The organism is Comamonas halotolerans, assembly GCF_030162935.1.
Classification (GTDB): domain Bacteria; phylum Pseudomonadota; class Gammaproteobacteria; order Burkholderiales; family Burkholderiaceae_C; genus Comamonas; species Comamonas halotolerans.
Genome location: NZ_JASAUZ010000023.1, coordinates 424966 through 436763, shown reverse-complemented (window position 1 = coordinate 436763; position 11798 = coordinate 424966). Strand labels below are relative to the sequence as shown.

Genomic DNA, 11798 nt, shown 5'->3' with positions numbered 1-11798 from the left:
GGAACGAGCTCACTCCAAACGGGCAGGACGGTAAAGCCTGGAATTTTCAAGCTCGCGCATGAAAAATTCTTTTCACTATCTCTAAGATGCGCAGCATGAAAACAGTGTTCTTGGTCCTGGTGCTTGCGGGTTTGTGGTGGTGGCTGCGCAAAGCGAAGCGCACAGAGCCTTCGGAGGCACCTGGGCCGCTATGGTCAGATCCCACGGCCAGCTTGGGTGTGCACCTGCGCATGCAGGGCGAGCGTGGCATGGGCGGCCCGGTCTACGGTGATGTGCTGTGTGATGACGGCGTATATCTGCCACATGTCTGGGAAATGGATTTTCAAACCAGTTCCGATGGCCGGTGGTTGCTCAAAGGCGATTATGACAATGAGACGCCCTGTCTGATTGACCGAGAGTGCCGTTGTGCCTGGGTCTTGTCTAGCGATGCGCTGGATACGCTGCGCCAGCGCATCAATCAACTGCCCGCTTGGCGCAATGGGGCTGAAGGGGCTGCATCTCAGGCCCGTTCATTGGCAGCTTCAGAAGTGCCATATGAAAGCTGGTTGACTGAGGCACTCGGCAACCCTGCGCAGGCTTTGGTTGCGCTGCAAGACCTGTGGATCATGCCCCATGATGTACCAGATACAGTTGATGCCACACCGCCTGCCTTGCCACAGCCTGCACATGGCGCTGTGCAGGTGACGTTGAAGCGGTTGCAAGCCAACAAGCTGCGCCATGAGCGCTACCCGCTGGAAACATGGGTGCGTGCAGACTGGCAGTTCGTGCTTGATGGTCAGGCCACCCCCTGGGTGCTGGATTGTGAGGCAGGCACTTTCACTTGGCGTGCTGACGGTAAGGCATTTGCCTGCTATGGCTACCCCGTGCGTAATGGTGCGCGGGACACAGAATTTCAATTGCTGGTTTGGAGTGTGGAGCGCGGTTGGCAACAGTGGGACCAGAGCCAACCTGCAGACCGTAAGCCATGGAGCATTTCCATGGTTTTGCCTGATCCATCATCTGTGTCACCCGCTGATAGCGCCGCTTTGCAATGGGACGAGGCTGCACTGCTGCAGCGCATGTATATCGACACACCGGAACTGGAACGCTTGCACGATGGGCGCAGCATCAGCTGTGTCATGAGTGAAATTGAAGGATGCGCTGGCCACAGTCTTGAGGGACTGCCAAAGCTTTCTCCTGTGCCACAGATACGTTTTTGGTGGCGCAAAGACTTGGCACATCCTGCACATTGGGTGGCACAAAGCGATCCGGTTGCCGGCCATGCTTTGCACTGGAGCTTGAAAAAAGAAGCGAAGGACGTTCAGGGGGCATCAGCGGCTTACACGCTGCGCTGGGGGAACATGCTGTTACCCGGCTTGTGGGAGCTGGAGCACGTGGTGGTGCAGGGCCGATGGGCGCTGTTGCGACCATGGGGAGAACCAGTTGAGCAAGGTGGTTGTGGAGAGATCGTAGTGTGGGATGGTCAGCATATCCAAACGCTGGATCTGCCTTGGCCCGTGCTGCGCCTACGGCCAATCCCGCAAGAAGATGGGCGAGATGCTGCGGTTATCTCAGTAATGGCTCTGCTGGGCGTTGTGGAGGATAAGCGGGAGCATGCATCTACAGGATGGTGGCGCTGGGGTGTTCAAGATGCAGTCAAAGAGCTGGCGGAGAAGGAGGCTTTGGATGCCGTTTATGCGTGGCGCAATGTAGCAGCTGATGCGCAGGGACACTGGCAACTGCAGAAAAACTGGCGCAGTGTTGTGCGTGCCCAGCACCCTTGCGCAGACGGAGACTACGTCTGGAATCTGGCAGACGGCAGTGACGGCCTGTGGTGGTGGGGTGGACTGAACCTGAGCATCAACAGCTACTGGTACGACGAAGTGCGTATTGAAGGAGTGTGCATCACCCGCAGTGGCGCTGCTTTGTGTGGTGTAGGGCCGCATGCACTTCCTCATCCCGATGGAGATGGGTGGGTGGTGCTGGAGCATGTTGAGCGGGATTACAGCGAGCCGCACCATTGGCTTGTGCACTGGATTCGCCCCGCAGAGCGCGAAGTGCGGAGCGTGCCACTGCGCGCTCATGTCCCCGTGCTGAGCCACTGGAGTACAGAAGGCTTGCTGTGGCAAGACATGCAAGCTGCGCAGCCGCACGAGGGGGAGGCTGGTCCCACACATGGTCAGGTGAGGGGGGAGGACTGGTTGAAAGCCATGCGTATTCCCTTGGTGGAGGCAGAAAGCGGACTGTGGTTGCGGCCGCAAGATGCCGTGTACGCGCAGGCGTTGCAGATGCAGCAGCCAAGACCGTGGCTCAGTTTTGAGGAAAATCAGTCCAAGACGTAGATTCGGCGATATTGGTTTGAAGGCGACCCGTGAACTCTGGATTGACAACAAAAGTGTGAGCAAATGAAAGTGCTGTGCGATGATCGTTAGATAGCCTAGATGCGTATGGCAAGGGAGCCGCGCACGGGCAATTGTTCGTATGGAGATCAGAGTGCGCGTCAACCTCCCCGTCAGCCAAAATAATTACGATTTTCCAGGCGATGAACTATTGGTATCGGTAACCAATACCAAAGGTGAAATTACCCATTGCAACCCTGCTTTTGTGCGCGTGAGCGGCTTTAGCTATGAGGATTTGATGGGGCAGCCTCACAATATGATCCGGCACCCTGACATGCCCGCAGCTGCTTTCAAAGATATGTGGCGCACGATTGCCCATGGTTATCCATGGACGGGTATTGTGAAAAACCGCCGAAGCAACGGAGATCATTACTGGGTGTCTGCCAATGTGACGCCCATCATGGAAGGCGGAAAACCTCAGGGCTATCTTTCTGTACGTACCAAGCCCAGTGCGCAAGAGGTGCAGGCGGCGCAAGCACTGTATGAGCGCATGAATGAAGAAGCCCGGTCGGGCCGTGAAACCATGCGTTTGCGTGGCGGGGAAATTCGTCACTATGGTTTGCGCGGCTTGTGGGAGCAGCGCAGTGACGTAGGCTTGCTGGCTCGAATGGTGATCATGTTGACCTTGGTGGCTGTACTGACGATGCTGCCAGATATGCTGGGCTGGCAGGGCGCGGCAGCATGGGGCTGGCGCTTGGCTGCATTGGTGTGCGGTACGGCATGGATTGCATGGCGCTTTCAGTCGCGCTGCGTCAGTGGTATCGAACAGGCCAATGCCTGGGCTGCAGAAATGGCCAGTTGCAACTTGTCGGTTAACCATAAGCACAGTTACTCGGGTGCCGTAGGTACCTTGATGGCAAGGCTGCAACAAATTCAAATCAATTTGCGTGCGGTGGTTGGTGATGTGTTGCTGGAGGTGCGTGGTTTCAATGCCATGTCTCAAGAGATGGCTCACAGCAGCCTCGATTTGTCCAAGCGTACTGAATTGCAGGCAGCCGACCTGGAGCAAACCGCTGCCTCGATGGAGGAAATTTCAGGTACTGTCATGCAGACGGCGGACATGGCCCAGCAGATGGAACAAGAAAGCAACGAGAGTAAAACCGTTGTCAGCCGCAGCGGAGAAGCCATTCAAGAAGTGGGCGAGGCCATGGAGCGGATCCGTCAGTCGTCCACACGCATGCGTGAAATCATCGGGGTGATTGAGAGCATTGCATTTCAGACCAATTTGCTGGCGCTCAACGCTGCTGTGGAGGCTGCCCGCGCAGGTGAGCAAGGCCGTGGTTTTGCCGTAGTGGCTGCTGAAGTGCGGGCCTTGGCGCAGCGCAGTGCGACCGCAGCCAAAGAAATTGGAGGTCTGATCAACACTACGGTAGACGGCATTAATGACGGAAATACGCGCATGCAGGCAGCAGGAAAGACCATTGAAGGCATGGTGGCAGCAGTAGAGCGCGTGAGCGAATTGGTGCACCACATCAGTTTGGCAACTCGAGAACAATCCATTGGTGTGGCCCATGTCAATGAGGCCGTGGCATCACTGGATACGATGACGCAACAAAACGCTGCCATGGTGGAACAATCCACTGGTGCTGCCGATGCATTGCACACCAATGCGGTGCGTTTGCAGCGATCAGTGGCGTTTTTTAATCTCTAATTTCGCCTTCTGACTGGGAAAAGCAGCCTTTGGGCTGCTTTTTTTGTTCCATTTTGTATAAAAAGTTAGCGTACGAAAGTCGCAAGCTTGGTTAGCATCCAAGTATGAAAATCTTGTTCTTTGTTTTGGCGGTCCTTGCTCTGCTGCTGTGGGGCATTAGAAGCTATCGTCCAAAAAAGCAGAGCACGCAGCAGACCAGAACCAAGCCAGTGACTCTCGCTGCACTGAAACCAGAGCCTGTGCTTGAGCCTGAGGAAGCGCCCAGCTTCAGCAGCGATGTCAAATTTCGCATGCGGGGCGAGCGTGGCATAGGTGGGCCTATTTATGGCGATGTGCTGTGCAGTGATGGGGTGTATTTGCCCCAGGTCTGGGAATCGGACTTTCATACATCTTTTGATGGTCGCTGGATTAGAACAGGCTCCTATGGAGACTCTGTACCTCGCTTGCTGGATCGAAAAAGCCGACGCTCCTGGTCGCTGAGTGTGGCGGAAGCAGGCTTGGTGGACGATTTGCATTGGCGGCTGCCACGTTGGAGTGGTGAGTCCGAAGGTGGTAACGGCGTGGCAGCAGAGGGACACAATGTGCTCACGGATACTGCTTTTGAGGCTTGGCTGAGCAAGCATGTCCAAGCCAAAGCGAATGCCTTGACGGGTGTTTGTGATTTGTGGATTCCCGCTGACTGTGTACCTGCTCAGGCGCAGGCCATGCCACCTGTGATTCCCGAGCAGGCCAATGCTGTAGTGCAGGTCACAGTGCAGCGCCATTGGCCCACCTCCCTGCGCGAACTCGACAATCCTTTGGAGCCCTTGCACAAACCACATTGGCAGCTGCAGCTCAATGGCGAAAATCATTCTTGGATCATCGATGGCAAAAGTCCTTTTGTGTGGCGAGCAGATGGTCAGGCATTTGCCTGCTATGGCTACCCTACCAGTGATGTCGCTCGCAGTTCGGGGGAACGTTTAGGTGTTTGGAGCTTGACTTTCGGTGGGCAGCAATGGTCGCAGTGGCTGCCGGAGGATCGAAAGCAGTGGTCTGTGTCCTTGTATCGTCCTGGCGCGGAGGACAACGGTGATGCTTTGCCAGCGCTGAGCTGGGATGGCAATGAGTTGCTTCAGCGCATGCAGATGGATACGCCTGAATTGGAACGCTTGCACGATGGCCGGAGCCTGAGCAGCGCAGCGACTCCTTTGTACGCCGCTTCCAAGCACCGCGAGGATGGCCGCGTACTGCTGAAAAAAATACCTGTGCGCCAATTCGTCTGGCGCCGAGATTTGCACCATCCGACGCGTTGGGTTGCGCAGAGTGAAGCGGTTGCGGGTCAACCATTGACTTGGCATCTGGTGCACGATGCCAAGGACGAATCGGGTGCTACGGCAGCGTACTCGGTGCAGGCTGCAGATCAGCAATTACCGGGGCTGTGGGAGCTGGAGCATGTTGTTGTGGATGGTCAATGGGCTATTTTGTGCCCTTGGGGAGAGTCCCCGCTACAAGGTGGCAAGCCTGTCCCATGGACATGGGATGGCAAGCAACTCAACAGCATTGATGTGAGCGCGCCTGTTTTACGAATGCGCCCTCATGTTTTGCCGGGGCATGCACAACTGCTGTTGCTGGTCGGCTGTGGCCCAGATAACAGCAACCTGGCCAGCAGCGGCTTATGGCGCTGGCCACTGCAAGTGGCGGACGCTACAAACCTGGCAAAGCATGGTTGGACTCCTGCTTATGAATGGCGTGATGTAGCGGTGAATGCACAAGGCGTGTGGCAGCTCATGCCGCGATGGCGTGAAGTGCAGCAGGTGCAGCATGCCTGTGCGGATGGTGATTATGTCTGGCGTTCGGAAGTTGCACGGGACGCCATCTGGTGGTGGGGAGGTTTGCACAATCAGATGAACAATTACTGGCGGCCGAAGGCGCCACGTTGCGAAGGTGTCCTGGTTACACAGTCAGGTGCTGTACTTTGTGGTGTGGGGCCCACTGCATGTCCACACCATGCGGGCGATGGTTGGTTGTCTTTGGAGTGGTTGGCACGTGGCGCAAGTGGTGAGGCAAATCACTGGAAATTGCATTGGCTGCGTCCACACAAACATGAAGTATGGACTTTGGAACTACGTGCGTACATGCCGGTGTTGCATGCCTGGGATGCGGTGCAGGGTGTGCAATGGGCAGATATTGAAGTGCCAGCAAACGAAGACGGTGGGCCTTTGCAGACAGTACAACATGTCATTGCGCCCATGCGTTGGGAAAGAGCGCAGCTAGATGTGCTCAAGCAAGGTCCTGCTGGTCTGTGGGTACGCAAGCAAGATGCGGTCTACGCCGATGCGATTGCTTTGCGTGATGATTGGCCTTGGACCCGTATGCCACCGACAGCGACATCGCGACCATGAAAAAACCGGCCTTGAAGCCGGTTTTTTTATGTGCCTGACACAACGCAGCGAACTACGTTGCGAGCTCTGCATTAAGGCTTGTTGCCTGTTGGAAAGGGCCATGCAGCTTGAGGTGCCAAGACAGTTTTGGCAACCGGTGCTGTGGTCTCTGCAGCAGGAGCAGCAGCGGCCTTCTTGGCGGGAGCTGCAGCCTTCTTGGCAGGAGCAGCGGCCTTCTTGGCGGGAGCAGCAGCCTTCTTGGCAGGAGCTGCAGCCTTCTTGGCAGGAGCAGCGGCCTTCTTGGCAGGAGCAGCAGCCTTCTTGGCAGGAGCTGCAGCAGCCTTCTTGGCAGGAGCTGCAGCAGCCTTCTTGGCGGGAGCAGCGGCCTTCTTGGCGGGAGCAGCGGCCTTCTTGGCAGGAGCAGCAGCCTTCTTGGCAGGAGCAGCAGCCTTCTTGGCAGGAGCAGCGGCCTTCTTGGCAGGAGCTGCAGCAGCCTTCTTGGTAGGAGCAGCAGCCTTCTTGGCGGGAGCAGCAGCCTTGGCAGTGGTTGCAGCCTTCTTGGGCGCAGCGGCCTTGGCAGTGGTTGCAGCCTTCTTGGCAGGAGCAGCGGCCTTCTTGGCGGGAGCAGCAGCCTTGGCAGTGGTTGCAGCCTTCTTGGGCGCAGCAGCCTTGGCAGTGGTTGCAGCCTTCTTGGGCGCAGCAGCCTTGGCAGTGGCTGCAGCCTTCTTGGGCGCAGCAGCCTTGGCAGTGGTTGCAGCCTTCTTGGGCGCAGCAGCCTTGGCAGTGGTCGCAGCCTTCTTGGGCGCAGCGGCCTTGGCAGTGGTTGCAGCCTTCTTGGGCGCAGCGGCCTTGGCAGTGGTTGCAGCCTTCTTGGGCGCAGCAGCCTTGGCAGTGGTTGCGGCCTTCTTAGGTGCAGCGGCCTTGGCAGGAGCAGCTGTTGCGGCTGCTTCGGTGGTTACGGGTGCAGCTTTTTTATCAGCCGCTTTCTTTGCAGTTGCCATCGTTTTCTCCTTCATCAATTTGCACACAGCGTTTGCGTAATCGAACTCAAAGAGCGATTACGAGCCATTGCGACGTGGAGTGATTCGACGCATGGACACACAAACGCCCCATGCCATCACCTGTAGAAATAATTTGTGATGGCATGAGGCGCATTATGAATTCCCTTGCAGTAGTTTGCGAAGCTTTATAGCGACTTAATCCCAAGAAAGTGCGCCACCTGATTGGTATTCGATCACACGTGTCTCAAAGAAGTTACGTTCTTTCTTCAAATCGATCATTTCGCTCATCCATGGGAAGGGATTTTCTTCACCAGGAAAAAGCTCTTCCAAGCCGATTTGTGTTGCGCGTCGATTGGCGATGTAACGCAGATAGCCCTTGAACATGGATGCGTTCATGCCCAGCACGCCACGCGGCATGGTGTCTTCCGCATACGCGTATTCCAGGTCCACGGCTTTGCGGAACAGGGCGTTGATTTCATCTTTGAACGCTGGTGTCCACAGGTGAGGATTTTCCAGCTTCAACTGGTTGATCAGGTCGATGCCGAAGTTGCAGTGCATGGACTCATCGCGCAGGATGTATTGGTATTGCTCTGCGGCTCCCACCATCTTGTTCTGACGGCCTAGCGCGAGGATTTGCGTGAAACCCACATAAAAGAACAGTCCCTCCATCAAGCAGGCAAAAACGATCAGTGACTTCAGCAGTGTTTGATCGTTTTCTGGCGTACCCGTGTGGAAGTGCGGGTCCATGATGGTGTCAATGAACGGGATCAAAAACTCGTCCTTGTCGCGGATGGATTTGATCTCGTTGTAGGCATTGAATATCTCACCTTCATCGAGGCCGATCGACTCCACGATGTACTGATAGGCGTGGGTGTGAATGGCTTCTTCAAATGCCTGGCGCAGCAGAAACTGGCGGCATTCTGGGGCGGTAATGTGGCGGTAAGTGCCCAGCACAATATTGTTCGCAGCCAACGAGTCCGCTGTCGTAAAAAAACCTAGATTGCGCTTGACGATGCGGCGTTCATCTTCAGTAAGCCCATGTGGGTCTTTCCAAAGCGCAATATCGCGTGTCATGTTGACCTCTTGTGGCATCCAATGGTTGGCGCAGGTGGCCAGGTATTTTTCCCAGGCCCATTTGTATTTGAAAGGGACCAGCTGATTGACATCTGTCTTTCCATTGATGATGCGTTTGTCGACAGCATTCACACGCTGGTGCATGTGCCCGTCTGACGCTGCAGAGGAAGAGGTTGTGGCAGTAGTGGTGTCTTCGTCAAAACTCAGCATGGTGAACTCCTTGGATGTGCAACAAAAAGGGAGATGGCTGTGCATGGGAGACAAGGCGCTGCCCTCTCAGGTGCAATCCCTTGGCGCCATGGCACTGGCTGTGAATAAATGGATCACGTGGGGAGGTGCTGCCGCCGTGCTTGGTACATCGGCAAGGCAGCACAGCTTTATTGGCAGGCCTCGCAGCCTGGGTCATCAATGGCACAAAACTTGATGTCGGTGGCAGGTACGCCTGCGCTGGCTCGTGCTGCCGCAGCAGCGCGGTCTAGTGCACTACTGGCTTCCACGGCAGCAGGCGAGACGGCATTGAGTGCACGGCTTTGAACCGTGGATTTTTCTGCAGCTGTGGCACTGGTCGTGCGCAAGTAGTACGTGGTTTTGAGGCCGCGCAGCCAGGCCAGCTTGTATGTCTCGTCGAGCTTTTTCCCAGATGCACCTGTCATGTAGATGTTCAAGCTCTGGGCCTGATCGATCCATTTCTGGCGGCGTGCAGCTGCCTCGACCAACCAGACAGGCTCGATCTCAAAGGCTGTTTCATACAGCTGTTTGATGTGCTCGGGAACGCGCTCAATGGCGCGCAGTGATCCATCAAAGTGTTTGAGATCCATGACCATCACACTGTCCCAAAGGCCGAGTTTTTTCAGGTCGCGAACCAGGTATTGATTGATGATGGTGAACTCGCCTGAGAGGTTGGATTTCACAGAGAGATTGCCAAACGAAGGCTCAATCGACGCGTCCACGCCCACTATGTTGGAGATGGTGGCAGTGGGCGCAATCGCCACGCAGTTGCTGTTGCGCATGCCGTCCTGAGCAATCTTGGCGCGCAGCGCTTGCCAGTCCAGACGCATGCTGCGGTCTACTTCAACGTAGCCACCGCGCGCCTGGCGCAGCAAATCCAGTGAGTCCAGCGGCAGGATGCCTTGTGACCACAGTGAGCCAGCGAAACTGGAATAGCTACCGCGCTCTCTGGCCAGCTCGGTCGATGCCCAATACGCCCAATAGCACACAGCCTCCATCGATGCGTCGGCAAATTCCACGGCAGCTTCGCTGGCGTAAGGGGTGCGCATGGCGTACAGCGCATCCTGAAAGCCCATGATGCCCAAACCCACGGGTCGGTGGCGGAGATTGGCATCACGCGCCTTGTCCACGGCGTAGTAGTTGACATCGATAACGTTGTCGAGCATGCGCATTGCCGTGGTGATGGTGCTGCGAAGCTTGGCGTGGTCCAGCTGACCATCGCGAATGTGCTGCGCCAGATTCACCGATCCCAGATTGCACACCGCTGTTTCACTGGCGCTGGTGTTGAGCGTGATTTCCGTACACAGGTTGGAAGAGTGCACCACGCCCACGTGCTGCTGTGGAGAGCGGACATTGCATGGGTCTTTGAAGGTGATCCAGGGGTGGCCGGTTTCAAACAGCATGGACAGCATCTTGCGCCACAGGTCCACAGCGGGAATCCGTTTGAAAAGCTGGATTTCTCCAGCATCGGCCTTGACTTCGTAAGCGGTGTAGGCCTGTGCAAAAGCCTGGCCGTACATATCGTGCAGCTCTGGGACGTCGGAGGGGCTGAACAGTGTCCACTGTCCTTTTTCCATGACGCGTTGCATGAACAGGTCGGGAATCCAGTTGGCCGTGTTCATATCGTGTGTGCGGCGTCGGTCGTCACCCGTGTTTTTGCGCAGCTCCAGAAACTCTTCAATATCCAGGTGCCAGGTCTCCAGATAGGCACACACCGCACCCTTGCGCTTGCCACCCTGGTTGACGGCCACGGCCGTGTCGTTCACCACTTTGAGAAAGGGCACCACGCCTTGCGACTCTCCGTTGGTGCCTTTGATGCGTGAGCCCAGGGCACGCACCGGTGTCCAGTCATTGCCAAGTCCTCCAGCAAATTTGGACAGCAGCGCATTTTCCTTGAGCGCGTCGTAAATGCCTCCCAGATCGTCAGCCACCGTGCTCAGGTAGCAGCTGGAGAGCTGGGAGCGCTGCGTTCCGCTGTTGAACAGTGTAGGGGTGGAGGACATGAAGTCGAACGACGAGAGTAATTCATAGAATTCAATGGCGCGGGCGTTGCGGTCATCCTCATTGAGCGCCAGGCCCATGGCCACGCGCATAAAAAAAGACTGTGGCAGCTCGATGCGCGTTTTGCGCACATGCAGGAAATAGCGGTCGTACAGCGTTTGCAGACCCAGATAATCAAACTGCTGGTCGCGCTCTGCTTTCAATGCTGTGCCCAGGCGGGGCAGATCAAAGTTCAGCAGTTCAGGGTTGAGCAGCTCGTGCTCGACGCCTTTTTGTACAAAGGCTGGGAAGTTTTCGGCATAGGCGCGGCCCATGTCTGCAGGCGGCACATCGCGTTCCAGCACTTCGCGCACGATGGTGTGCAGCAGCAGGCGGGCCGTGACATAGGAGTAGTCCGGGTCACGTTCGATCAGCGTGCGCGCAGCCAAGATGGCGGCTTTGTACACTTCGGCCAACGGTATGCCGTCATATAGATTGCGCAGGGTTTCAGCCACGATGGGAGCAGGGCTGATGTCTGCATTGAGGTCCTGGCAGGCCGCTGCAACCAGGGCTTCCAGGCGCTCTTGGTTTAGCGGAATCCGTTGTCCGCGCTCTGTCACGTGCAGCACGGGCTGGGGGCTGGCAGCAGCGGCAGCCTGTTCTTCGGCCTTTTTCTTGGCCGCAGCACGCTCCTGGTTGCGCGCTTCACGGTAGAGCACATAGGCGCGCGCCACGTCCTGGTGACCACCACGCATCAGAGCCAGCTCCACATGGTCTTGCACGTCTTCGATGTGGAAAGTTCCTCCGTCAGGGCGCGAGCGCAGCAGCGCTCGCACAACAGTGTTGGTCAAAGCCTCCACTGTTTCTCGGATGCTGATGGACGCTGTTCCCTGTGGCCCACGAACAGCCAAAAAGGCTTTGGTAACGGCAATCGCGATCTTTTGAGGTGCAAAAGGCACCACATCTCCGCTGCGGCGAATGATTTGGTATTGATCGAGTACCGCGGGAACATTGCCAGAGCCTGGTAATTGAGGAAGGGTATGGCCAGTGTCCGGGCTATTCAATGCGTTTTGCATGACGACCTCTTGTGCGGGTGAATGGGCGCAGCCTAAAGAGCAGTAGACGG

General features: G+C 56.5%; 6 protein-coding genes. 3 read left to right on the top strand and 3 right to left on the bottom strand.

Annotated elements, in window-relative coordinates:
- Positions 1 to 95: 95 nt before the first annotated feature.
- From QEP11_RS12640 to QEP11_RS12630, 3 genes are all read left to right on the top strand, one after another.
- On the top strand, positions 96 to 2321 hold the full coding sequence (locus QEP11_RS12640) for a hypothetical protein (protein WP_284336989.1): 2226 nt from the start codon (positions 96 to 98) through the stop codon (positions 2319 to 2321).
- Positions 2322 to 2472: 151 nt separating this feature from the next.
- The gene (locus QEP11_RS12635) at positions 2473 to 4029 is read left to right on the top strand and encodes a methyl-accepting chemotaxis protein (protein ID WP_284336988.1); all 1557 of its coding nucleotides are present in this window, start codon (positions 2473 to 2475) and stop codon (positions 4027 to 4029) included.
- Between the two features lie 209 nt (positions 4030 to 4238).
- The gene (locus QEP11_RS12630; protein ID WP_284336987.1) at positions 4239 to 6410 is read left to right on the top strand and encodes a hypothetical protein; all 2172 of its coding nucleotides are present in this window, start codon (positions 4239 to 4241) and stop codon (positions 6408 to 6410) included.
- Positions 6411 to 6481: 71 nt separating this feature from the next.
- On the opposite strand, the gene QEP11_RS12625 is transcribed toward QEP11_RS12630, so the two are convergent.
- The 3 genes from QEP11_RS12625 to QEP11_RS12615 form a co-directional block, all read right to left on the bottom strand.
- The gene (locus QEP11_RS12625; protein WP_284336986.1) at positions 6482 to 7390 is read right to left on the bottom strand and encodes a hypothetical protein; all 909 of its coding nucleotides are present in this window, start codon (positions 7388 to 7390) and stop codon (positions 6482 to 6484) included.
- A gap of 195 nt (positions 7391 to 7585) precedes the next feature.
- Positions 7586 to 8674, bottom strand: a complete 1089-nt coding sequence (locus tag QEP11_RS12620) for a ribonucleotide-diphosphate reductase subunit beta (protein WP_284336985.1) — start codon at positions 8672 to 8674, stop codon at positions 7586 to 7588.
- A gap of 167 nt (positions 8675 to 8841) precedes the next feature.
- The gene (locus QEP11_RS12615; RefSeq protein ID WP_284336984.1) at positions 8842 to 11748 is read right to left on the bottom strand and encodes a ribonucleoside-diphosphate reductase subunit alpha; all 2907 of its coding nucleotides are present in this window, start codon (positions 11746 to 11748) and stop codon (positions 8842 to 8844) included.
- Positions 11749 to 11798 lie beyond the last annotated feature (50 nt).